At 56.8% G+C, this 22,246-nt stretch carries 22 protein-coding genes and 2 tRNA genes; 10 read left to right on the forward strand and 14 right to left on the reverse strand.

The features are described 5' to 3' along the window. Positions 1 to 141 precede the first annotated feature (141 nt). Genes Y5S_RS00070 through sdhC form a run of 4 tightly spaced genes read right to left on the reverse strand, consistent with a single transcriptional unit; the run spans position 142 to position 3,391 of the window. Positions 142 to 858, reverse strand: coding sequence for a succinate dehydrogenase iron-sulfur subunit (locus Y5S_RS00070; protein WP_022986642.1), 717 nt, complete (start codon positions 856 to 858; stop codon positions 142 to 144). Positions 859 to 872: 14 nt separating this feature from the next. After that, positions 873 to 2,648 carry a succinate dehydrogenase flavoprotein subunit gene (gene sdhA, locus Y5S_RS00075; RefSeq protein ID WP_035229149.1) on the reverse strand — a complete coding sequence of 592 codons (1,776 nt, stop codon included), beginning with the start codon at positions 2,646 to 2,648 and terminating at the stop codon, positions 873 to 875. Positions 2,649 to 2,651: 3 nt separating this feature from the next. Next, positions 2,652 to 3,023, reverse strand: a complete 372-nt coding sequence (sdhD, locus tag Y5S_RS00080) for a succinate dehydrogenase, hydrophobic membrane anchor protein (RefSeq protein ID WP_035229151.1) — start codon at positions 3,021 to 3,023, stop codon at positions 2,652 to 2,654. Further along, complete coding sequence (sdhC, locus tag Y5S_RS00085) at positions 3,017 to 3,391, reverse strand: succinate dehydrogenase, cytochrome b556 subunit (protein WP_035229153.1); 375 nt, start codon at positions 3,389 to 3,391, stop codon at positions 3,017 to 3,019. The genes sdhD and sdhC overlap by 7 nt, the downstream gene beginning before the upstream one ends. A 477-nt stretch (positions 3,392 to 3,868) precedes the next feature. Between sdhC and gltA the strand changes: the two genes are divergently transcribed. The 3 genes from gltA to Y5S_RS00100 all read left to right on the forward strand — a co-directional run bounded on the left by gltA (position 3,869) and on the right by Y5S_RS00100 (position 7,515). Beyond that, complete coding sequence (gltA, locus tag Y5S_RS00090) at positions 3,869 to 5,152, forward strand: citrate synthase (protein ID WP_035229156.1); 1,284 nt, start codon at positions 3,869 to 3,871, stop codon at positions 5,150 to 5,152. A 378-nt stretch (positions 5,153 to 5,530) separates the two neighbouring features. Next, positions 5,531 to 6,628 carry an SMP-30/gluconolactonase/LRE family protein gene (locus Y5S_RS00095; protein WP_035229158.1) on the forward strand — a complete coding sequence of 366 codons (1,098 nt, stop codon included), beginning with the start codon at positions 5,531 to 5,533 and terminating at the stop codon, positions 6,626 to 6,628. Continuing rightward, positions 6,628 to 7,515, forward strand: a complete 888-nt coding sequence (locus Y5S_RS00100) for an NAD(P)-dependent oxidoreductase (RefSeq protein ID WP_035229160.1) — start codon at positions 6,628 to 6,630, stop codon at positions 7,513 to 7,515. The genes Y5S_RS00095 and Y5S_RS00100 overlap by 1 nt, the downstream gene beginning before the upstream one ends. A gap of 52 nt (positions 7,516 to 7,567) precedes the next feature. Here Y5S_RS00100 and Y5S_RS00105 read toward each other — a convergent pair whose 3' ends face one another. Further along, positions 7,568 to 8,611 (reverse strand): amidohydrolase family protein, encoded by a 1,044-nt coding sequence (locus Y5S_RS00105; protein WP_231552590.1) that lies wholly within the window; start codon positions 8,609 to 8,611, stop codon positions 7,568 to 7,570. A 164-nt stretch (positions 8,612 to 8,775) separates the two neighbouring features. On the opposite strand from Y5S_RS00105, the gene Y5S_RS00110 reads away from it, so the two are divergent. The 3 genes from Y5S_RS00110 to Y5S_RS00120 are packed head-to-tail and all read left to right on the forward strand — an operon-like array spanning position 8,776 to position 10,697. Continuing rightward, positions 8,776 to 9,183: an MbcA/ParS/Xre antitoxin family protein gene (locus Y5S_RS00110; RefSeq protein ID WP_035229162.1), complete on the forward strand. Its 408-nt coding sequence runs from the start codon at positions 8,776 to 8,778 to the stop codon at positions 9,181 to 9,183. Next, positions 9,174 to 9,884, forward strand: a complete 711-nt coding sequence (locus Y5S_RS00115; protein WP_035229164.1) for an RES family NAD+ phosphorylase — start codon at positions 9,174 to 9,176, stop codon at positions 9,882 to 9,884. The genes Y5S_RS00110 and Y5S_RS00115 overlap by 10 nt, the downstream gene beginning before the upstream one ends. Positions 9,885 to 9,923: 39 nt before the next feature. Beyond that, positions 9,924 to 10,697 (forward strand): TIGR01458 family HAD-type hydrolase, encoded by a 774-nt coding sequence (locus Y5S_RS00120; RefSeq protein ID WP_035229167.1) that lies wholly within the window; start codon positions 9,924 to 9,926, stop codon positions 10,695 to 10,697. Between the two features lie 199 nt (positions 10,698 to 10,896). Here Y5S_RS00120 and Y5S_RS00125 read toward each other — a convergent pair. The 3 genes from Y5S_RS00125 to gltX all read right to left on the reverse strand — a co-directional run bounded on the left by Y5S_RS00125 (position 10,897) and on the right by gltX (position 12,840). Then, positions 10,897 to 10,972: transfer RNA gene (locus tag Y5S_RS00125), tRNA-Glu, on the reverse strand. A gap of 5 nt (positions 10,973 to 10,977) precedes the next feature. Beyond that, positions 10,978 to 11,053 (reverse strand) — tRNA-Ala (locus Y5S_RS00130). 302 nt (positions 11,054 to 11,355) lie between these two features. After that, positions 11,356 to 12,840, reverse strand: coding sequence for a glutamate--tRNA ligase (gene gltX / locus Y5S_RS00135; protein WP_035229169.1), 1,485 nt, complete (start codon positions 12,838 to 12,840; stop codon positions 11,356 to 11,358). A 170-nt stretch (positions 12,841 to 13,010) separates the two neighbouring features. On the opposite strand from gltX, the gene Y5S_RS00140 reads away from it, so the two are divergent. Continuing rightward, a complete protein-coding gene (locus Y5S_RS00140; protein ID WP_035229171.1) occupies positions 13,011 to 13,556 on the forward strand; it encodes a DUF4399 domain-containing protein in 546 nt (181 codons plus the stop codon). 52 nt (positions 13,557 to 13,608) lie between these two features. Here Y5S_RS00140 and Y5S_RS00145 read toward each other — a convergent pair whose 3' ends face one another. Both Y5S_RS00145 and Y5S_RS00150 read right to left on the reverse strand, forming a co-directional pair. After that, on the reverse strand, positions 13,609 to 14,448 hold the full coding sequence (locus Y5S_RS00145) for a universal stress protein (RefSeq protein ID WP_035229173.1): 840 nt from the start codon (positions 14,446 to 14,448) through the stop codon (positions 13,609 to 13,611). A 16-nt stretch (positions 14,449 to 14,464) separates the two neighbouring features. Continuing rightward, complete coding sequence (locus Y5S_RS00150) at positions 14,465 to 15,946, reverse strand: SulP family inorganic anion transporter (protein WP_035229176.1); 1,482 nt, start codon at positions 15,944 to 15,946, stop codon at positions 14,465 to 14,467. Between the two features lie 171 nt (positions 15,947 to 16,117). Between Y5S_RS00150 and dusA the strand changes: the two genes are divergently transcribed. From dusA to Y5S_RS00165, 3 genes are all read left to right on the forward strand, one after another. Next, the gene (dusA, locus tag Y5S_RS00155; protein ID WP_081939593.1) at positions 16,118 to 17,125 is read left to right on the forward strand and encodes a tRNA dihydrouridine(20/20a) synthase DusA; all 1,008 of its coding nucleotides are present in this window, start codon (positions 16,118 to 16,120) and stop codon (positions 17,123 to 17,125) included. A 216-nt stretch (positions 17,126 to 17,341) separates the two neighbouring features. Further along, positions 17,342 to 18,286, forward strand: a complete 945-nt coding sequence (locus Y5S_RS00160) for a transaldolase (RefSeq protein ID WP_035229178.1) — start codon at positions 17,342 to 17,344, stop codon at positions 18,284 to 18,286. A 27-nt stretch (positions 18,287 to 18,313) separates the two neighbouring features. Then, positions 18,314 to 18,760, forward strand: coding sequence for a tellurite resistance TerB family protein (locus Y5S_RS00165; protein ID WP_035229180.1), 447 nt, complete (start codon positions 18,314 to 18,316; stop codon positions 18,758 to 18,760). Positions 18,761 to 18,915: 155 nt separating this feature from the next. Here Y5S_RS00165 and Y5S_RS00170 read toward each other — a convergent pair whose 3' ends face one another. From Y5S_RS00170 to Y5S_RS00185, 4 genes are all read right to left on the reverse strand, one after another. Beyond that, positions 18,916 to 19,689, reverse strand: coding sequence for an MlaA family lipoprotein (locus Y5S_RS00170; RefSeq protein ID WP_035229182.1), 774 nt, complete (start codon positions 19,687 to 19,689; stop codon positions 18,916 to 18,918). A gap of 102 nt (positions 19,690 to 19,791) precedes the next feature. Next, on the reverse strand, positions 19,792 to 20,445 hold the full coding sequence (locus Y5S_RS00175) for an HvfX family Cu-binding RiPP maturation protein (protein WP_035229185.1): 654 nt from the start codon (positions 20,443 to 20,445) through the stop codon (positions 19,792 to 19,794). 191 nt (positions 20,446 to 20,636) lie between these two features. Then, positions 20,637 to 21,404: an HvfC family RiPP maturation protein gene (locus Y5S_RS00180; RefSeq protein WP_035229187.1), complete on the reverse strand. Its 768-nt coding sequence runs from the start codon at positions 21,402 to 21,404 to the stop codon at positions 20,637 to 20,639. Further along, positions 21,401 to 22,246, reverse strand: coding sequence for an HvfB family MNIO-type RiPP peptide maturase (locus Y5S_RS00185; RefSeq protein ID WP_035229189.1), 846 nt, complete (start codon positions 22,244 to 22,246; stop codon positions 21,401 to 21,403). The genes Y5S_RS00180 and Y5S_RS00185 overlap by 4 nt, the downstream gene beginning before the upstream one ends.

The following is a 22,246-nucleotide window of genomic DNA, read 5'->3' on the forward strand; positions in this document are numbered from 1 at the left end:
CGCCGAATTCATAAAAGATGTTATGAATCGATTTCCAGCTGACCTCAATTGGCAAAACGTCGAATAGACAGCAAAAAAAGGGCAATTCACCGCTATTTACAAACAAAAAAGGCGACCAACAGGCCGCCTTTCTTGTGGAGGTCAGATACCCCGCTCCAACAGCATGGAGCGGATATGACCAATTGCCCGGGTGGGGTTCAATCCCTTGGGGCAAACGCTGACACAGTTCATGATGCCGTGACAACGGAACAGGCTGAAGGGGTCGTCCAGTTTGGACAGACGCTCTTCAGTGGCGTTGTCGCGGCTGTCCGCCAGGAAGCGGTAGCTCTGCAGCAGTGCCGCCGGACCCAGGAACTTGTCCGGGTTCCACCAGAAGCTCGGGCAGCTGGTAGAGCAGCAGGCACACAGGATACATTCGTACAGACCGTCGATCTTGGCGCGCTCTTCCGGAGACTGCAGACGCTCGATGGCCGGAGCCGGCGTGTTGTTCTGCAGGTACGGCTGCACCTTCTCGTACTGGTTGTAGAACATGCCCATGTCCACTACCAGGTCACGAATGACCGGCAGGCCCGGCAGCGGGCGCAGGATCAGCGGCTTCTTGCCTTCCAGAACACCCGGCGCCACCTGGGACAGCGGAGTGATACAGGCCAGGCCGTTCTTGCCGTTCATGTTCATACCGTCAGAGCCACAAACACCCTCACGACAGGAGCGACGGTAGGCCAGGGACTGATCCTGCTCTTTTACCAGAGCCAGGATGTCCAGCACCATGAGGTCTTTACCCTGGGTATCGACCTCATACTCCTTCATGCTCGGCTCGCGGTCCGTTTCCGGATTGTAGCGATAGATACTAACTTTCATCGTATTACTCTCCGTTAGTAGGTCCGAGCCTTGGGCTGGAAGGTGTCGACGGTCTTCGGCTTGAAGTTCACGTCACGCTTGCCCAGCTTCTTGGCTTTCGGGTCGAAGATGGAGTGGCACAGCCAGTTCTCATCGTCACGATCAGGGTAGTCGTAACGGGAATGGGCACCACGGCTCTCGGTACGACCTTCAGCGGCAATCGCCGTTGCTTCAGCCACTTCCAACAGGTTGTCCAGCTCCAGCGCTTCAATACGCGCGGTGTTGAACGGCCCGCTCTTGTCTTCCAGGTGAGCGTTGGCGATACGCTTGCGCAGGTCAGCCAGCTTGGCCACACCTTCCGCCATCAGGTCACCCTTGCGGAATACACCGAAGTGGTTCTGCATCACGCTCTGCAGTTCCTTGCGCAGGGCAGGAACAGACTCGCCACCGGTAGAAGACTCCCAGCGGTTCAGACGCGCCATGGCTTCGTCGATGTTGGCATCGGTAGGTTCGTACTGGGTCATGCCCTGACGGAGCTGATCTTCGATGTACAGACCCGCCGCACGACCGAATACCACCAGATCCAGCAGCGAGTTACCGCCGAGACGGTTCGCACCGTGTACAGATACACAGGCTACTTCACCCACCGCGAAGAGACCGTTAACGAACTGGTCTTCACCTTCATGACCGCCAGACAGCTTGATGGCCTGACCGTGAACGTTGGTGGGGATACCACCCATCATGTAGTGACAGGTCGGTACTACCGGGATCGGCTCTTTCACCGGATCGGTCTGTGCGAAGGTAATGGCCAGTTCACAGATGCCCGGCAGGCGGCTGTGCAGCACTTCTTCACCCAGGTGATCCAGCTTCAGGAATACGTGATCACCATCCGGACCGGCACCACGGCCATCCAGAATTTCCATCATCATGGAACGGGCCACAACGTCACGGGACGCCAGATCTTTGGCGTTCGGCGCGTAACGCTCCATGAAGCGCTCGCCGTCCTTGTTGATCAGGTAGCCACCCTCGCCCCGGCAACCTTCGGTTACCAGTACACCGGCTCCGGCGATGCCGGTCGGGTGGAACTGCCACATTTCAATGTCCTGCACCGGCAGACCAGCACGCAGGGCCATGCCCACGCCGTCACCAGTATTGATCAGGGCGTTGGTGGTGGAGGCGTAGATACGGCCGGAACCACCGGTGGCAAATACGGTTGCCTTGGCCTTGAAGAACACGGTCTCGCCGGACTCGATGTCGATGGCGATCACGCCACAGACATTGCCTTCGTCGTCCTTCACCAGTTCAGCGGCATACCACTCGTTGTAGAACTGGGTGCCGTTCTTCAGGTTCTGCTGGTACAGGGTGTGCAGCAGCGCGTGACCGGTACGGTCAGCAGCAGCACAGGTACGGGCCGCCTGGCCGCCCTCACCGAAGTTCTTGGACTGACCACCAAACGGACGCTGGTAGATACGACCTTCTTCGGTACGGGAGAACGGCAGACCCATGTGGTCCAGCTCGAACACCGCTTCCGGGCCTACATTACACATGTATTCGATAGCGTCCTGGTCACCGATGTAATCGGAGCCTTTAACGGTATCGTACATGTGCCAGCGCCAATCATCGTTGGGATCGGCAGACGCGATCGCACAGGTGATACCGCCCTGGGCGGATACGGTGTGCGAACGGGTCGGGAATACTTTGGAAATCAGCGCAGTCTTGAAGCCGGACTGGGCCATCTGCAGTGAGGCGCGCATACCGGCACCACCACCACCTACGACGATAGCGTCAAATGTAATAGTGCGAATGGACATGGATTACGCCCCTCCCCAGATCAGAACCAGACCCCACAACAGGTACACCACCAGAGCCAGTGCGATTGCCACCTGGGCAATCAGGCGCACGCCGGTGGCAGCTTTACCAAAGGTCAGGCTGGTCAGGTAGTCAGTGGTTACGCCCCACAGGCCTACCCAGGTATGTGCGGCAACAGCAATTACCAGCAGCGTATTGGCAATCTGCATGCAAACGGAACCCATGAAAGCCTTCCAGCTGCCATAGTCCAAATCGCCAGTGCACATCAGATAGCCCAGCATGCCGATCAGGTACACACCAATAATGACAGCGGAAACACGCTGAATGAGCCAGTCATACAGGCCATTACGGCCCAGACTCGTTACCGGGGTTACCATATCCAACCTCCTACCAGCAGAATCAGTACCGCAGAGATGATGAACACCAGTTTGGCGCCACGGCGGCCGCCTTCCAGGGTTTCACCAACGCCGGTGTCCATAATGAGATGGCGGATACCCGCCACCAGGTGATACAGCAATACAGCCAGAATGGCCCATACCACCAGCTTCACCAGCGGGGAGGTCATCAGTTCTTTCAGGTCCGCAAAGCTCTCGGGAGACGCCAGGGAGCGATCCAGCATCCACAGCAGAATCGGCAGCGCCAGGAAAATGGCAACGCCGGTTACACGGTGGGTGATAGATGCTATAGCCGTGACCGGGAACTTGATCGTGCTCAGATCGAGGTTAACGGGTCGCTTGTCGTTCACGGTAGCCTACTTATAGCCGGGCCCCGGAAATCTCGGGGCGGTTGTCGGGAACTTGGTAGCGTAGCTGAGATCAAAAACGCAGACTCTGATCTCAACAAGCTGCCAGGGCCGGGGTGGGCCCATCCATCAGAACACCACCAGGTGCGCTGACGGGCGGCAGTATATCGCCGCAACTTGCGCAAAACAAACGCTCCGCACCATTTAGGTACGTTCGCGTTTACCTAACGCCTTGATTTACAATGATGCACTTCAACGGAGCGTCAAAAAACGCGTTGCACCAGCACAATGCATAAACACTCCCAGAGCGTAACGCGCTGTTTACCCTACAAAAGTCTGACTCGTCAGTTCCCGGCTTCGCGTTGACAAAGGTGTGTCAAAACTTTACCTTCCACCGCGCTTTGGAGGACCTTCCTGCCCTACGGAGTCGCGCTGAGACTTCCAGAGGAACGTTCCCTGTCCGCCAATGGAGAGATTCCCATGACCGAGAAGAAAGCCACTCTTAACGTAGAGGGCAAGGATCTAGACCTTCCCATCTATACCCCGACTCTGGGCCGCGACGTAATCGACGTGTCCAAACTGGTAGCCAACGGCGTCTTTACCTTCGACCCCGGCTTTACCTCCACCGCTTCCTGCGAATCCAAAATCACCTTCATTGATGGTGAAGTGGGCAAGCTGCTGCATCGGGGCTACTCCATCGAGGAGCTGGCAGGCAAATCCGATTATCTGGAAGTGTGCTACACCCTGCTCTACGGCGAATTGCCGTCTGCCGAGCAGAAAGAAGAGTTCGTGAATACTGTCAAGAACCACACCATGGTTCATGAGCAGATCCGCAACTTCTTCAACGGTTTCCGTCGCGATGCACACCCGATGGCCATCATGTGTGGCGTGGTTGGCGCCCTGTCCGCCTTCTACCACGACTCCCTGGACATCAATAACCCGCAGCATCGTGAAATCACCGCGTACCGCCTGATCGCCAAGATGCCCACCATCGCGGCCATGTGCTACAAGTACGCTCTGGGCCAGCCTTTCATGTACCCGCGCAACGACCTGGGTTACGCAGAAAACTTCCTGCACATGATGTTCGGCAACCCCTGTGAAGAGTCCAAGATCAGCCCGACCCTGGCCAAGGCCATGGATCGCATCTTCATCCTGCACGCCGACCACGAGCAGAACGCCTCCACCTCTACCGTGCGTCTGGCTGGCTCCTCCGGTGCCAACCCGTTCGCCTGTATTGCTGCTGGCATCTCTGCCCTGTGGGGCCCGGCACACGGCGGCGCCAACGAAGCTGTGCTGAACATGCTGGACGAGATTGGCTCCCTGGATAACATCGATGCCTACATCGCCAAGGCCAAGGACAAGAGTGACCCGTTCAAGCTGATGGGCTTCGGTCACCGCGTCTACAAGAACTATGACCCGCGTGCCACCGTAATGCGTGAGTCCTGCCACGAAGTACTGGCTGAACTGGGCGTGAACGACCCGCAGCTGGAACTGGCCATGAAGCTGGAAGAGATCGCCCTGAGCGACCCCTACTTCAAAGAGAAGAAGCTGTTCCCGAACGTGGACTTCTACTCCGGCATCATCCTGAAAGCGATTGGAATCCCGACTTCCATGTTCACTGTCATCTTCGCCCTGTCCCGTACCGTGGGCTGGATTGCACACTGGAACGAAATGATCTCCAACCCGTACAAGATTGGCCGTCCGCGCCAGCTGTACACCGGCGAAGCCGAGCGTCCGTTCGTACCGGTCAACGAGCGCAAATAAGCGTTTCGTTATCGCCAATAAAAAACCGCCTTCGGGCGGTTTTTTTATACCTGGGATCCTCATCACCCTACAGTGATGTCCGTGCTGCGTACGGTTCGCAATGCACGCTGAAAATCCAGCATTTTTAAAAGTGTTTCTGGAATCTTTACCTCGCTTAGGCTCGGATCGTCCAGACAAGCAGGGCTCCTACAACGGCTTCGCAGAAAGCCTTGAACCCAGGGAACCTTCCAGCAACGGTTAATCCAATCAGCGTAGCTCGTAGCTCGTAGCTCGTAGCTCGTAGCTCGTAGCTCGTAGCTCGTAGCTCGAATCAGGTTTGCCAACCCTGCTCCTCCATGCAAGCATCTCCCTTTCGCTTGCAAAGGATCCGGACACCCCATGAAAAAAATCATCGCCCTGTTAATTCTGGCAGCTATTGCTGGCTACCTGTTTTTCTGGCCTGTGCCCATCGAGCCTGTCGCATGGAAAGCACCAAAAGCACCTGCGCTTGAAGGCCCCTACGCCGTCAATGCTGCGCTGGCCAGTGCCAGAAGCCTGGGTGAAGACGAAGGAGCAGGCCCGGAAGATGTGGCCATCGATGCTGCTGGCTACCTGTATGTGGGCTACGTGGATGGACGCATTGTGCGCTTCAATCCGGATGGCAGCGAACCTGATCTGATTGCCAACACTGAAGGACGCCCCCTCGGGCTGGATTTCGATCCGAACGGCAATTTGATTGTTGCTGATGGCTACAAAGGCCTGTTGAGCATTTCTCAAAGTGGAGCCATCAGCCCACTAAGCAATACCCTGGATGGCATCGACTACGGATTCACGGATGACGTGGATGCTGACAGTAACGGCGTTCTCTACTTCACCGATGCCTCCAGCAAATTCGGTCCGGCCATGAAAGCCCGTGACGACATCCTTGAGCACGGTGGCCATGGCCGACTGATTCGTTACGACCCTGCACGGGAACATGCGGAACTGCTTCTGGATGGCCTGCAGTTCGCCAATGGTGTTGCGCTATCCCAAAACGAAGACTTTGTGCTGGTAAATGAAACCGGCAGCTATCGCATCCTCCGCTACTGGCTCAAGGGAGAAAAAGCAGGCTCCCACGATGTGTTCTTTGACAATCTACCCGGCATTCCCGATGGCATTTCCGCCAATGGCAACGGTACCTTCTGGGTGGCACTTTTCAGCCCCCGTAACGCCATGCTAGACGCCATGTCAGATAAACCCCTGCTTCGCAAAGTCGCCTTTCGACTTCCAGAATTTCTGCAACCTCAGCCCGCACATCACGCTTTCGTGCTGGGCCTGAATGAACAGGGCGAAGTCACACACAACCTCCAGGACACCAGCGCTGGAGCTTTCGCCCCGATCACCAGTGTGGAGCAGTTTGGCGATACGCTCTATCTGGGCAGCCTTACCGAACCCCGTTTTGCCGCCTATTCCCTCTCAGCCGCTCCTGAGGTTGAAGCCGTAAAGGAAGCCCAATAATGACGGCCCCCAACATCGCGTTTATTGGCCTCGGCACCATGGGCTACCCCATGGCCGGTCATCTGGTTCGCGCAGGCCTCAAGGTAACAGGCTATAACCGCACTCTCAGTCGAGCGCAGCAGTGGCAAGCCGACTACGACGGTGCGAACATTGCCGGCACACCAGCTGAAGCCGCTCGAGGTGCCGACATCGTCTGCCTATGTGTTGGCAACGATGAAGACCTTAGACAAGTCACTCTGGGTTCAGACGGCGTCCTGGAGACGCTGACTGCTGGAGCCATCCTTATCGACCACACCACTGCCAGTGCCGCCATGGCCCGGGAGCTGGATCAGGCCTGCCGGGCACGGCAGGCCTACTTTCTGGATGCACCGGTTTCTGGCGGCCAGCAAGGCGCGGAAAACGGACAGCTGTCCATCATGTGTGGCGGAGAGGAAGAGGTGTTCAACCAGGCCCTGCCAACGCTCAACCTCTACGCCAAAGCCTGCAATCTCATGGGCCCCGCAGGCAGCGGCCAGCTGACCAAGATGGTCAACCAGATTTGCGTCGCCGGCCTGGTCGAAGCCCTGGCTGAAGGCGTCGCCTTCGCACAGAACGCGGGACTGGATGCCGAAAAGGTCTTCGCCACCATTAGCCAAGGGGCCGCTTCTTCATGGCAGATGATCCATCGTCACAAGACCATGCTGGAGGACAATTTTGATCACGGCTTCGCCGTGGACTGGATGCGCAAGGATCTGGACATCTGCCTTGATGAAGCCTCGCGCAATGGCACTCCTCTGCCCGTCACCGCTCAGGTAAACGACTTCTACCGCGAAATACAGGCAATGGGGGGCGGCCGCTGGGACACCTCCGCCCTTCTCCGCCGACTTACGCGGAACAAACCGGCCTGATGCAAGCAAGTCAGCCCCTTCACTGAACGGGCTGACGACCCGCCAAGGCCCTTCACTTGCCCACAATTCTTGCACCTTTTTCGGGCAGCAACGCCTTGGCATTAGCGCTGCCGATTTGCTGTGCGACTTTTTTGGGCAGTACATCCAGTAAGGGCTGATACCCATCTATCTGCCCGGCAAGGCCGCCAAAGTGCCCAACCAGATCACTACCCAAAGTAAAGCGATCGGGATATTGCTTGATCAACAACACCCAATCAGGATCCACCTTGCCCTCTTCCATCAAGTAGTGGTCCTTTACGCTCCATGACAGGTCCACATACAGATTGTCGTGGCGCTCCAGCATCGCCCGAAGAATCGGTACCAGCGTTTTCAGCGGGGGCTGAGAATCTTCGACCCCCCCGCTCGTCCCCGCATGGGCAAGTACAAAACGGGTATTTGGACTACCTTCCAGTGCCGCTTCCAACTCCTGTAAATAAATCGGCGTTTCCTCCCGGAGCGAGGTCAAATTACTGTGTAACAGCACAGGTAAATCATGCTCGGCCGCCACCTCGTAAACCCTCATCAGCGCAGGATGGTTGGCCCGCGGTGTCTCGCCTTCAGTCAGGGCGGTGAGCTGATCATGCCGGGTCAGGATCTCACCGATGCCATACCACATACCCGGATAACGCCTGATCAACGACTCGATCTGTTCAGCAGCGTGGAGATCAGTAGGGTTAAAACCACTGATAAAGGGTTTCACCCGCTCGCGCTGCTCCTGCGGTAGCGCTTGCACCGCCTGTGCAACAATGTCGTCCGTAGCACTGTAGTAATACAGCGGAGACTCATCTCCCAGGTAGTAGCGTGGTTTACGCGGTGCGTCCGCCTGCCACTTCTTCATCACCGGCAGTCCGAACAACCAGGCCTGCTCCACTCCCGCCTTGTCCATGGCCTCCATGAGAGCCTCCATGCCCTCTGTTTCCTGCATAAAATCCACATAGTGAAGATGAGCATCAATCACCGTCCGCTGCTCTGCCATACAGATATTCTGAAAGGCCAGCAGCACGCCACCCAACAACAGTGGGCGGATAAAGCGCCAAAACACAGGCATAGCAAGCATAGAGAGTCCCTGAAATTGCCATTTAGCCAACAGACCTGCGAGAACACCCCCTGGTTCTGCCAAAAAGCACCACATTCCAAGATTTTACATTAAGTCCATAAATAGACATAAAGGTGAATTACACCCATAATGGAATCCAAGTCAATCATCGCTAAGGTGTCAGCATGCAACCCTCAACACAAATCAGTACGCAGCCTCTGGATGACAGCGCCCGCCGTGCTGCGCTGCGTGCTGTGCTGAATTTACTCCGCCACTGGCAGTGCACCGAAAAGGAAAAAATGGCGTTACTGGGAGTCGGCCGTTCCACCCTGCACAAGTATCAAAGTCAACCTGACAGCGCTCGTATCAGCGCCGATCTGCTAGAGCGCCTCAGCTATTTGCTCAATATCCATCAAGCGCTGCGCACCCTGTTTGGCAATCGTGACAATATCTATGGCTTCGTGCGCATGGCCAACCACAACCACTTTTTCAACGGTAGCACCCCGATGGATGTCATGACTGGCGGCACAGTGGCAGGGCTTTACGAAGTCCACCGTCAACTGGATAGCCTGCGGGGTGGGCAATGGGGCTAACCTCTATCACGCCGACACTGCCCCGGTTGCAGCTCAAGCAACAGTCAGCGTTTCGCCTGGTGAATAGCAAGTTCCCGCCTATCCACATTTTTGACGATGTAGCGGATCAAACGGATTTTGACGCCCTTTTTGCCGTTCAGGCCCTGACCAACCCTCGCCTTCAGCAACAGGTCGGTCAGCTCAACCGGGTACCGGAGGATCAGCGTCCCTGGGGCATCCCTGGTTGCAATTACGCGCTTGGCCCCTTTGTCCATGTCAATCCGGCAGGATCACGCTTCTCAGACGGCGACTTCGGGGTGTTCTACTGCGCAGACCATATCCACACCGCCATCGCAGAAACGCGCTACCATCAGGAGCGCTATTTCCAGAATGTGGAGGGGCTGAAATACGACCGTATCGTCATGGGCGGACTGAAAACCGAATTCAGCGCAGAACTGCTGGATATCAGCCCGGCAAGAAAGCAGCCCCGATACCATCACCCCGATGATTACCGACCGGCTCAGGAACTGGGCTCTCACCTGAAGGCCCACCAGGAAACAGGCCTGAGGTATGAATCTGTCCGCGCCCCCGGCGCGCTCTGCTACGCACTGCTCACCCCCAAAGCCATCACTTCGGTCGTCCCCTCCTGCCACTACGAATACATCTGGGACGGCGAGAAAATCGCGCATATTTTGACCATTAGTCGCTTGAGCCAGCCCTGACAGGAGGCCTATGCTGGGAGCAACCAAGGAGGCCTTGTCATGCCTGCTTCGTCTTCTCTCAAGGCCGTCTGCCTGGATCTGGCGGGCGTACTTTATCAAGGCCCCACAGCCCTGCCGGGCGCAAGGGAAGCCTTGGCGACTCTGCGCGCCACTGGATTACCGCTACGCTTTGTGACCAACACTTCGCAGCGCAATCGACTACAGATCCTCAACGACCTTGAAACACTGGCCCTGGATATCCACCCCTCGGAACTCTTCACCGCACCTCAGGCAGCTCACGACTATCTCAAGCACCACAGTCTGACGCCTTACTGCCTGATTCACCCCAACCTGAAACAGGAATTTGCCGAGCTGGAAACCAACCAGCCCAATGCCGTATTGCTCGGCGACGCCGGTGACAAATTTGACTACGACCACCTCGACAAGGCTTTCCGGTTGCTGCAGGCAGGGGCCAGCCTGGTTGCCATTGGCGACAACCGCTACTACCAACTGGACGATGGCCTGCATCTGGATGCTGGCCCCTTTGTCCACGCTCTGGAATACGCCAGCGGAAAAACCGCCATCATCACCGGAAAACCCTCAAGGACCTTCTTCGAACAGGTTCTGAACAGTCTGGGAACCCCTGCCGAGGAGACGCTGATGGTGGGTGACGACATCCACGGCGACGTGGAAGGCGCACTCCACGTAGGTATGCAGGCCAGTCTGGTACAGACCGGCAAATACCGGGAGGGAGATGAAAACCGCATCGAAGGCGACTTCAGGGTGGAAACTGACATCCTGACCCTGGCAAAACGGATCTCAGACGCCCTGTAGAGACAGCAGCCGGCAGCACCGACCCCGTGGGAGCTTGCCTGCAAGCGAATTCCCCACCCCTATCTTCTACAGGCAGACTCCCACAGGGCCAGACTCCACACCGTCATGGTGTGCCACTTTTGCGTGTTGCATGGAGCGTCCAGCAGCCGCGGGGCGGCCAATAAAAAAGCCCCACTCTTTCGAGTGAGGCTTCTTTATGTGGCGTCCCCTAGGGGAGTCGAACCCCTGTTACCGCCGTGAAAGGGCGGTGTCCTAGGCCACTAGACGAAGGGGACGTGTTTGGTGGAGCTAAGCGGGATCGAACCGCTGACCTCAACACTGCCAGTGTTGCGCTCTCCCAGCTGAGCTATAGCCCCAGATACCAGTGAGACAATGTGCGTCTCGGTAGGTGCGGCGTATTCTACCGGCCACCCCTAAGCTGTCAAGCGCCAAGCGCCGGTTTTTTTCAGAATGAAGTCTATTTGACTACATCCTGAGCAAGCTGTTGAAAAACTGGACAAAATCAGGAGCAAGTTACAAGTTACAAGTTGCAACGCGATAACCGCTCCGGAAAACTGAAACGCCGACGCCGCGATTGAAGGTTCGGTCGCGGGCATGGCCTCAGAATGCACTAGGCCCCTCAACCGCGCCTTGCAACTTGAAACTTGCTACTTGTAGCTCAGCCCACCGGGAGATCGCGGTACGCCTTCTCCAGTTTCTTCATCTGCTTCTTGGACACCCCGCCCAACACCTCGATGGCATGGCGGATGCGCGCGCGGCTGACGTCAGAACCGATGATTTCCATGGAATCCACCACCGAGAAGCTGGCGCTGGTGCCGGCGATGGCGATGAAAACGGGCAACAGGAAGTCCTTGATCTTTACTTCCAGCGCATCGGCAATGGCCTTGGCATCGGCGAACAGACCATCACGGCTCCAGTCGCTGCGTGCTTCGTAGGTCCACAGCAAATACTGCAGCCACACCACCATATCCTCGGCACCATACTGCTTGTGCTCAAAGCTGGCCGGAGTAATGGCCGGCATACCGTTAAAGCAGAAAGCCGCCTTGTCCGCCACTTCAGACAGCGTCTCCACCCGTTGGCGCAGGTGAGGAATAATCTTCATGGCGTAATCGCGGTTGTAGGCCCAGTTGAGCAGGGAGTCGAGAAACTGCTCATCACTCTGCTCACGGAGCCACTGACCGTTCAGCCAGCTGAGCTTTTCCACGTCGAATACCGGACCACCCAGAGACACCCGCTGGATATCGAAGGCTTCCTGCATTTGCTCCAGGGAGAATTTCTCGCTCTCATCCGGCATGGACCACCCCATACGCCCCAGGTAGTTCACCAGCGCTTCGGGCAGGTAACCCATGCGCTGATAGAACAGGATGCTGGTGGGGTTCTTTCGCTTGCTCAGCTTGGACTTGTCCGGGTTGCGCAGCAACGGCATGTGGCACAGCACAGGCATATCCCAGCCAAAGTATTCATACAGCAGCTTATGCTTGGGCGCGGAGTTGAGCCATTCCTCACCCCGAATCACATGGGTGATCTCCATCAGGTGATCGTCCACGATATTGGCCAGGTGATAGGTCGGCATGCCATCGGACTTGAGCAGGATCTGCGCATCGACCAAAGCCCAGTCCAGCTCCACCGTACCACGCAGCATATCCTGGATCTCACAGCGACCATCAAACGGCACCCGCATGCGAATCACGTAGGGTGCGTTCTCTGCTTCACGGCGAGACTGCTCCTCAGCAGACAACTCCAAATCCTGAGGTTTGAGAGCACGATTCTCGCCCTTCTCTTTCAGCTCTGCTCGCAGCACATCCAGCTCTTCACTGGTACGGAAGCATTTGAACGCATGGCCTTTTTCGATCAGCGTCTCAGCATACTCTCGATACATGTCCTTACGCTCACTCTGTCGATAAGGACCATGAGGGCCACCGACATCCGGGCCCTCGTCCCAGCTCAACCCCAACCACTTGAGAGAATCCAGAATCATCTGCTCAGACTCATTGGTGGAGCGGGTCTGATCGGTATCTTCGATGCGCAGAATGAACTGGCCACCGTGCTGGTGGGCAAAGCAGCGATTGAACAAGGCTATGTAGGCGGTACCTACATGGGGGTCACCAGTGGGGGATGGGGCTACGCGGGTGCGAACAGTCATGCTGACTCCATATGTGCAAACTGGCGCGGATTATACCTGTCAAAACGTGCGCCATGTAGACGCCAGCCCGTCCGATTCTGCTATTGTTGGCCTGTTTCAGGATTATGACGTTGCGGCTGCCCTATTTGCGGTCGCGCATTATCGGCAATAACCAAGCAAAGGAAACAAGCATGCGTATTCCCTTCCAACGCTCCCTGCTCGTGGCCCTGGTGGCCAGCAGCACCCTTCTCCAGGCCTGCTCTGACGAAAAAGAGCCCATGGCCAGTGAAACCGAACAGACCGCAGCTGCCGCAGAAGAAACCAGCCATGATATGGCCTCCATGGACACTGCGGCCGAAGAAGCCGCACCGCAGATCGCTCGTTCCGCTGCTCCGGAAGGTGCCAAGGTATTTTTCGTGACACCGGCCAACGGCGACACAGTAACCAGCCCGGTCACTGTAGAATTCGGCCTGGAAGGAATGGAGGTGATTCCGGCAGGCACCGAGCAGGAAAACAGCGGCCATCACCATCTGTTGATCGATCTGGCTGAGGCCCCGGACATGGGCATGCCGTTGCCAGCCAACGACAATGTGGTGCACTTCGGCAAGGGCCAGACCTCCACGACTCTGGAACTGGAACCCGGCGAGCATACCCTGCAGCTACTGCTGGGGGATTTCCGCCACATCCCTCATGAGCCACCTGTCATGTCGCAGGAAATCACCATCACAGTGGAATAACGGACACAAAACAAAAAGGGCCTCATCGAGGCCCTTTTCCATTCCCAATCACTCATCGTAACAATAAGTGCGGAACCTTGGCCTCGCGGATCATCTTATTGGTGGTGCTACCCACAAAAAATTCCCGGATCCTCGAATGCCCATAGGCGCCCATCACCACCAGATCGACATTTTGTGATTGCTGGTATTCGTGTAGCGCAGGCTCCACTTCACCGTCCAGCACCGCCGTTTGTACCTGATGCCCTGCCGCCGTCAGTTTTTCTGCCGCCCAGTCCAGATCCGCCTCACGGTTGCCCACCGTTACCAGGTGACAATCCAGACCTTTGAACAACGGGCTGTCAGCCAGCATGTTCACCCCCTTGCGGGTGGTGTCACTGCCGTCATACGCAAGCAGGATGGTTTTCGGCTCGCGGAACTCACCTGCTGCCACCAGAATCGGGCGGTGCACAGCACGAATTACCCGTTCCACGTTATCGCCCAGCTGGGCACCGACCCCCTCATGCTCCTCACCTTGCTTGCCGATCACCAACAGGCGCATCTCATCTTCGAGGCCAGTCAGGGTGTCCACCAGATCACCATGGCGCTGGCGCTCTTGAGGACCGTCGACTCCCAGCGCGACCACCCGCTCACGGGCGGCTTCCAGCATCAGTTTGCCCTGCTCCAGTGCCACCCGGTTACGCTTGGCATCCAGATCGGCCAGCTCCTGCATCAGGTGCTCACGCCCCCCCAAAGACAGATTACCGCTGAAATCAGCCGCGACGGGATAACGGGAGTGATCCAGCACATGCAGCAGTGTCAGGGGGGCATCCAGTCGCTGTGCAGACCAGGCTGCATAGTCGCAGATGGAGGCTGTCGCTGCGGAGCCATCAATACAGGCGATTATATTTGTCATGGACTCTCTCCCTGGCTCAGTGGCCACCCATCAGTTTCTCGACCTCGGCGGGCTTGTCGTGCACGCCAAACTTATCCACCAGGGTTGCGCTGGCTTCGTTCAGGCCGATGATATTCACTTCGGTGCCCTCGCGACGGAACTTGATCACTACCTTGTCCAGCGCACCAATTGCGGTGATATCCCAAAAGTGCGCTCGGTGAACATCAATGGTGACCTTATCAATGGCTTCCTTGAAATCAAACGACCCGAGGAACTGCTCGGAAGAGGTAAAGAACACCTGCCCCACAACCTGATAAACACGGTGCCCGTCGGCCTCATCCTCAGATGCCTGCACATAGAAAACACGCCCGACCTTGTTGGCATAGAACAGCGCGCTGAGGATCACCCCCACACCAACACCAATCGCCAGGTTATGGGTCGCGAGGGTCCCGGCCACGGTCGCCAGCATCACCACCGTACTGCTCCACGGGTGTTTCATCGTATTGGTGATGGACTCCCAGCTGAAAGTACCGATGGAGACCATGATCATCACGGCCACCAGAGCCGCCATCGGGATCATGGAAACCCACTTGCCCAGGAACACCACCAGAATCAGCAAGAAGACACCAGCCACCAGCGTAGACAAACGCTTGCGGCCACCGGATTTCACATTGATCACGGACTGCCCGATCATTGCACAACCGGCCATGCCCCCCAGCAGCCCCGCCGCAATATTGGCAATACCCTGCCCCTTGCATTCACGGTTCTTGTTGCTGGTGGTATCGGTCAGTTCATCCACAATGGTGGCGGTCATCATGGATTCCAGCAAACCCACCACGGCCAACCCAAGGGAGTACGGCAGGATGATCTGCAACGTCTCCATGTTGAGAGGAATGTCCGGCAACAGGAACATCGGCAGACTGTCTGGCAGCGCCCCCTTGTCCCCCACGGTAGGCACATCCAGGCCCATCCACAGCGCCAGACCCGTCACCAGCACAATGGAAATCAGCGGGGACGGCACTGCCGTAGTCAGATAAGGCAGTAAATAAATGATCGCCAGCCCAAGCCCGGTCAGCGCATAGACGTGCCAGGTCACATTGGTCAGCTCGGGTAGCTGGGCAATGAAAATGGAAATCGCCAGGGCATTCACAAAGCCCGTCACCACCGAGCGGGAGACGAACCGCATCAACTGATCCAGCCTGATAAAACCGGCAATAATCTGGAACACCCCGGTCAGCACCGTGGCCGCCAACAGGTACTGAAGACCGTGATCTTTCACCAGATCGGTCATCAACAGCGCCATGGCCGCCGTGGCGGCGGAAATCATGCCCGGTCGACCGCCGGCAAAGGCCGTAACAACGGCAATACAGAAAGAGGCATACAGCCCCACCTTGGGATCCACACCGGCAATGATCGAGAAAGCAATGGCTTCCGGGATCAATGCCAGCGCGACAACGGTGCCGGCCAGCACATCCGCACGGATATTACTGAACCATTCCTGCTGAATAGAACGAAACATGAAATCAGTACCTTGACGACGATACGAGACGCGCGGCAAAGCAAAGTTGCCCACGTAGAAAGGTCGCGGAGTCTACCAGATCCACCAGGCGCAAGACAGGCAGCCCATCCGGGGGCTACGCCAAAGCGCCATGACATGCGACAATGCGCCCCCCTGTTCACAGCCTTCACAATGCCGCCCAATCCTATGATCCAGACCCCGACATCCGCCCTGCCGCCGCTGGATCGCCGCCTCAGCGTGGCACCCATGATGGAATGGACGACCAGGGACTATCGTTATCTGGCCAGATTGATCACCCGGCATACCCTGCTCTACACCGAAATGGTGGTGGCTCAGGCCATTATCCGCGGCGACCGTGACCGCTTTCTGGCATTCAACCATGAAGAGCACCCAGTGGCGCTGCAGCTGGGTGGCTGCGACCCTCAGGAACTCGCCGAAGCGGCCCGAATCAGCGAGCAGTATGGCTACGACGAGATCAATCTGAATGTGGGCTGCCCATCCGACCGGGTACAACAGGGCAAGATCGGCGCTATTTTGATGGCAGAACCAGACCTGGTGGGGCGCTGCGTGGAAGCCATGCGTTCGGCTGTTTCAGTGCCCGTTACCGTGAAAACCCGTATCGGCATCGACGATCAGGATGACTATGATTTCCTGTTCCGCTTTGTCGAGCGCATGGAACAAGCCGGCTGTACCAGCCTCACCATCCATGCCCGCAAGGCCATTCTGAGCGGGCTATCGCCCAAGGAAAATCGCGAAATTCCACCGCTGATCTACCAGCGCGCCTATGCCATCAAGCAGGCCTTCCCGCACCTCGAGATCATTCTCAACGGTGGCGTGAAAACACTGCAGGAAGTGCACGACCACATGGGCGAAGTGGATGGCGTAATGATTGGCCGTGAAGCTTATCAGAACCCCTATTTCCTCGCCGAGGCAGACCGTATCGTGTTTGGAGACCACCACCCGGTCGCCAGCCGTCGCGAGATTGCAGAACAGTTCCTGCCCTATGTGGAGCGCCGCTTCGCTCTGGGCCATGCTCCCAAACACTCGCTGCGGCACATCCTCAACCTTTTCCAGGGCGAACCCGGGGCCCGCAAGTTCCGCCGCCACCTGAGCGAGAACATGCACAAGCCCGACACGACCCCACAAGTGCTAATGGACGCTCTGGCGCAACTGCCTTAGCCTGTAGGCAGGCAACTCTTTCACAGAGGTCGGCACTAACATTGCTTACCTTTGTCGTACCACCTTGGTCCGCTTTGGCGAGACGCGAGTAACGAGTTTCGAAAGGCAAAAGATTGTTGGTTTTCGAAACTCGCTTCTCGTAACTCGCCCCTGAGCACCAAGCAAGAATCCTGTCATATGGCGGATGTAACCTCCCCCGCCATGACAACACAAGGAATGGAAACCGTGAATAAACGCGAACAGCTCGCCCAATGGACCTCCCTGGTTGCCGATACCGGCGATCTCGACATGATCGCCGCACTGGCACCGGAAGATGCCACCACCAACCCCTCTCTTCTGCTGGCTGCGGCCCGTGACGAGCGGTATCGCGAACTGCTGGACCAAGCCGCCGAGCTGACCCGTGCACTAGGCCACGCTGGTGACATCAACTGGCTGACCGACACCAGCGCCTGTCTTGCTGGCCAGGCCATTCTGGAGCGGGTGCCGGGATTAGTGTCGACAGAAGTAGATGCAAGGTTGTCATTCGATACTCGCGCCACCGTCGAGAAAGCCCGACGCCTGATCAGCATCTACCGGGAACTGGATGTGGATCCCTCCCGGATTCTGATCAAGATTGCCGCTACCTGGGAAGGCATTCGCGCCGCTCAGATTCTTGAGGAAGAAGGAACGCGCTGTAACCTTACCCTGGTGTTCAACCAGACCCAGGCCCTGGCGGCTGCCGAAGCGGGAGCCACGTTGATTTCTCCCTTCGTGGGCCGCATCTACGATTGGCACCGCAAGAACGGCATGGAGATCAATACGCCGGAAGACGACCCCGGGGTTATTTCCGTACGGCAAATATTCAATACCTTCAAAGCCCGTGGGCTGGACACCATCGTGATGGGCGCCAGCTTTCGCAATGCAGACCAGATTGAAGCGCTGGCCGGCTGTGACAAACTCACCATCAGCCCGGCCCTGCTGGAGGAACTTGCTGGCCGCGACGGCAGTCTTACCCGTAGGCTGGACCCTGAACTGGTGGCTCCTGAAGATAGCTGGACGCCAGTGAGCGAAGCCGGCTTCCGCTGGCAAATGAATGATGACCCCATGGCCTGTGACCTGCTGGCAGACGGCATTCGCCGTTTCGCCAAGGATCAACTGGCCCTGGAAGCGCTGTTGAAGTGAAACATCACTGAGAATTAAGGAGCCGATTTGCGCTGGTTGAACCAATTATTCGGAACCGACAACCACACTCCGGAAACCACTCAGCATGATCTGCATCGTGCTGCGGCCGCCTTGTTGCTGGAAGTGGCGCGTACCGATGGCGAAGTGGACGAAGACGAAACCCGCCATCTACTGGAAACCGTACAAACCCGCTGGCATCTTGATCCGGTCGAGATGCAGGACATTCTCGGCGAAATCGAGTCACGCCTCGACCAGGCCACCGACCTGTTCGAATTCACTGCCCCACTGCGCGAACACTGGGACCCGGAAACCCGCGTCGCCCTGATCGAAGACATGTGGTCCATGGCCGCCGCCGACGGCAAAGCCGACGTCCACGAAGAACACATGATCCGACGCGTCAGCGACCTGCTCTATGTGTCACATGGGGATTATATAAGGGCGAAGATGAAGGCGCTTGAAGGCAGTGAACAGTGAATAGTTAACAGTGAACAGCTGCGCGATCAGCGCACTTTTTGAATTTACAGCGCAAGAGGCCGCGTCCAAGAGTTGAGCGCGGCCTCATTGCTTACAAATCAAGAAAAGCGCTGTTCGCGCAGCTGTTCACTATTCACTGTTAACTGTTCACTGCCTCACCAGTCCTCATACTCCTGCTCCATCTCGCTATCGCGCTGTTCAATGTCCGGGAAGCGCAGGGATGGCATGTCGCCGGTTTCGAAGCGACGACGTTGCAGGTAGGCGTTGCGCAGGAAGGTGTAGCGATCTCCCACGATGTTCCTTTCCAGATCCAGTAGATCTGCACGTAAATCCACCACATAGACCGCAGTGAAGCTGTGGCGGGTCAGGTCGTGATCGATATAGTGGCGCAGACGCATGAAGTCTTCCGGCAGGATCGCTGCCGCGTCCCGACCGGTGGAGGGGCCAAAGAAAGGCAGTACCAGATAGGGGCCTTCCGGCACCCCCCAACGCGCAAACGTCAGACCAAGATCCGTATTGTGCTTGCGCAGGCTGACCTTGCTGGCCACATCGAACAGGCCGCCAATGCCAAGGGTGCTGTTGACCGCAAAACGGCCCCAGTTCTGTCCCACATGATTCCATCGCCATTGCAGGACACTATTCAGACCACTGCGAAAGTCTCGCAGGTTCTCGTAAAAGCGGGTGATCGTGTCATCCATCCACTGAGGCGTGACCTTGCGATAGCCCTTGGCCACCGGCTTCAGACCGTATTTGTCCATCAATTCATTGAAGGCAAAGGTCTTGCGGTTAAAGCCTTCCCAGGGGTCGGCATACTGGTCTTGGCCAGCCGGGGCGTCAAAGGCTGTAGTCGGCTCTCCCCAGTCCTCTTCATCCTCGGCGAGAGAATGCACTGGCAGGCTTAGCAGCAATGTCAGAAACAGGTAGCGCACAGTCACCCCGGTCAACCGGCAAGTCAAAGAGGCCTATTATAGAGAGGAGCTGTTGGCCCCGTAATAGGTCAGGCAAGGCAGCTTACGCAACTCTGACAGTTTTTACACTGTTTCAGGAGGAAGCCAGCGACGAGCCACCCAATAGTCCAGGCTCAGATACCGTCCTCCTCCCCAGAAAAACAACGCCAGCAGCATGACAAAGTAACTCATGGCAAATTCGATACCGTTGTTCAGAACCACAAACCCGCCCTTCTCGGTCAACCAGTCATAATGGCCATGCTCTTTGAGGATAGCGCGCGCACGGCTTAGCCTCTCCCCTGCTTCAACACTGTTTTTCAGGCTGCCTTCCGCCCCGGGGAAACCGACTTTGGCCAGCGGTGCCGCCATACTCGTTGCCGGATTGGTCGGCGTGATGGCAAACCAGCCATGCTCCCAATGCACCGTGGCCATGGCAACCAGCATGGTCACCATCAAAGGCAAGGCAATGTAGCGAGTCAGCAGGCCAATCAACAACAGAACGCCCCCTACCAGCTCGGTGGCAGTCGCCAGAAATGCCAACACCAGCGGGAAAGGCAGTCCCAGCCCCCACTCTTCATTGCCAAACCAGGCAACTGTACTCTCAAAACTCATCGCCTTGTTGTAGCCTGCACTGATCATGACCGGGGCCAGAAAAAGCCGCAGAGCCAGAGGGGCAAGAAAATCTACCACACGCGTGGTATTCAGAGTTTGATGGATCGTTTTCATCAGAGCGAGCATAGGGGACTCTCCGTCACAGATAACGTCTCCCGGCCCGAGCCACGCTGGCGGCATCTAGTCACAAGTATTGGCTTGAGAAATTTCGAAATCGACGGCAGCGCTTTGTCTACCGGTTTTCGCTTCTCGCAACTCGCTACTCACAACCCTTCTGATCACGCTCAGCCGTTCACACAAAAGGGCCAGAAAGGCATTTAACAACGCTTCAGCGTTGTCCCTATAAGGATGTCGCGTTCAAGCATTTGTTGCAGAATGCCACGAGAAAATTCTGTCAGCTTGTCTTCATCAAACTGCATTTCCCCCGCCAGCACGCTCACCACCTCGGCACCAGTCAGAGCGGGATTCTCATCAATCAGTTGCAGCAACCTTGCCGTAGGAGCATTGATTTCCATGAAACGAACCTGATCTTGCCGATTGCGGTAGACCAGAAGCCAAACCGGCTGCGGCAAGGGAGCATCAGGCTGAAAATCAGCACAGATCTCATGCACAGGAAAGTGATAGGACAGCACAGCATGAAGGGGACTGAGTTGCGGAATGGCCCGCAACAAGTCACCTTCAGGATGAAACCCTGCCTCAGGAAACGACTCGGTTGAGGCATCCAGCACCAGTTCCATCCACTCATAATGAGCAAGCTCCAGCAGGAACGGGGGATCGCCCTCTTCGCCGCCCTCCCCTGTGGCAAGATAACTGACGAACTCTTGGGGAATCTCAAGAAAATAGGGGGTCTGGCAGGCATGGTGTTCAAAGAAACCTCGCACCAGTCGCTGCCAGCGATCAGCACTCAGCAGCGAAAACAACACCGGAAAGCCCTGCTCGATAAAGCCATTTACATTGTTGAAAAACAGATTGCGGTAGATCGCAAGACGGCGCTCTTCGATACCCTCTGGAGCCGGGCGGGTATGAGGGTTGCGCAGGTGACCGGCAAAGGCCCGTTGCAGGCGCTGGAAGTCCGCGTCACTCATCCCAGTTTACGCTCTTTGGCAGCATACTGTTGCTGGTAACGACCAATCTCTCGGAGCTCACCAAACAGTTCGTCCTCACCAGGAAAGTTGAAATCCCGTTCCAGTAAGGTCGGCAGTACGCCAAATTCTCGGTAGGCATGCTGCAGCAGCTCCCAGACAGGGTCGATCACCGCCGCACCATGAGTATCGACTTTCAGATCGTCAGCCTCATCGAAATGCCCAGCGATGTGCACATAGCAGATACGTTCACCGGGCAAACCACTGATGAATGCCTTTGGGTCATAACCGTGGTTGATGCTGTTCACGTAGGCGTTGTTCACGTCCAGCAGTAGTTCGCAGTCAGCCTCTTGCAGGACCGCGTTAACAAATTCCAGCTCGGACATTTGCGAACCGGGAGCCGCATAGTAACTGACATGCTCAATACCAATAGGCTGCTCCAGAAAATCCTGCACCTGGCGCACCCTACCGGCCACGTAATGAACGGCTTCTTCGGTAAACGGAATCGGCATCAAATCGTAGAGATGGCCATGATCACTGCAGTAACTCAGGTGTTCGGTATACCGGCGAATATCGTGTTCACGCAGAAAGGTCTTGATAGACCCCAACAGCTCGAAATCCAGCGGTTCTGGCCCGCCAAGGGACAGACTCAAACCATGGGTCACGAACGGAAATCGCTCGGTAAACTTTCTGAATTCCTTGCCCAGGCGCCCGCCCATGGGAATCCAGTTTTCCGGAGCCACTTCCATGAAATCAAAGGGAGGTGATTCGGCGCGGGAAAGCGGGCCCATCAGGGCCCGCCGAAGACCCAGGCCCACACCGGACACTGGTGTCTTGTGGTTCAT

This window comes from Alcanivorax nanhaiticus (assembly GCF_000756665.1).
GTDB classification, from domain to species: Bacteria; Pseudomonadota; Gammaproteobacteria; order Pseudomonadales; family Alcanivoracaceae; genus Alcanivorax; species Alcanivorax nanhaiticus.

Coding starts and splice junctions, on each gene's coding strand:
- Y5S_RS00175 (WP_035229185.1), bottom strand. CDS start 20,445: ATGCTCGCTCTGATGAAAACGATCCATCAAACTCTGAATACCACGCGT.
- Y5S_RS00140 (WP_035229171.1), top strand. CDS start 13,011: ATGCGTATTCCCTTCCAACGCTCCCTGCTCGTGGCCCTGGTGGCCAGC.
- dusA (WP_081939593.1), top strand. CDS start 16,118: ATGCCGCCCAATCCTATGATCCAGACCCCGACATCCGCCCTGCCGCCG.
- Y5S_RS00105 (WP_231552590.1), bottom strand. CDS start 8,611: ATGCTTGCTATGCCTGTGTTTTGGCGCTTTATCCGCCCACTGTTGTTG.
- gltX (WP_035229169.1), bottom strand. CDS start 12,840: ATGACTGTTCGCACCCGCGTAGCCCCATCCCCCACTGGTGACCCCCAT.
- Y5S_RS00095 (WP_035229158.1), top strand. CDS start 5,531: ATGAAAAAAATCATCGCCCTGTTAATTCTGGCAGCTATTGCTGGCTAC.
- Y5S_RS00150 (WP_035229176.1), bottom strand. CDS start 15,946: ATGTTTCGTTCTATTCAGCAGGAATGGTTCAGTAATATCCGTGCGGAT.
- Y5S_RS00115 (WP_035229164.1), top strand. CDS start 9,174: ATGGGGCTAACCTCTATCACGCCGACACTGCCCCGGTTGCAGCTCAAG.
- sdhD (WP_035229151.1), bottom strand. CDS start 3,023: ATGGTAACCCCGGTAACGAGTCTGGGCCGTAATGGCCTGTATGACTGG.
- Y5S_RS00145 (WP_035229173.1), bottom strand. CDS start 14,448: ATGACAAATATAATCGCCTGTATTGATGGCTCCGCAGCGACAGCCTCC.
- gltA (WP_035229156.1), top strand. CDS start 3,869: ATGACCGAGAAGAAAGCCACTCTTAACGTAGAGGGCAAGGATCTAGAC.
- Y5S_RS00110 (WP_035229162.1), top strand. CDS start 8,776: ATGCAACCCTCAACACAAATCAGTACGCAGCCTCTGGATGACAGCGCC.
- Y5S_RS00120 (WP_035229167.1), top strand. CDS start 9,924: ATGCCTGCTTCGTCTTCTCTCAAGGCCGTCTGCCTGGATCTGGCGGGC.
- sdhA (WP_035229149.1), bottom strand. CDS start 2,648: ATGTCCATTCGCACTATTACATTTGACGCTATCGTCGTAGGTGGTGGT.
- Y5S_RS00100 (WP_035229160.1), top strand. CDS start 6,628: ATGACGGCCCCCAACATCGCGTTTATTGGCCTCGGCACCATGGGCTAC.
- Y5S_RS00070 (WP_022986642.1), bottom strand. CDS start 858: ATGAAAGTTAGTATCTATCGCTACAATCCGGAAACGGACCGCGAGCCG.
- Y5S_RS00160 (WP_035229178.1), top strand. CDS start 17,342: ATGGAAACCGTGAATAAACGCGAACAGCTCGCCCAATGGACCTCCCTG.
- Y5S_RS00180 (WP_035229187.1), bottom strand. CDS start 21,404: ATGAGTGACGCGGACTTCCAGCGCCTGCAACGGGCCTTTGCCGGTCAC.
- Y5S_RS00185 (WP_035229189.1), bottom strand. CDS start 22,246: ATGAACCACAAGACACCAGTGTCCGGTGTGGGCCTGGGTCTTCGGCGG.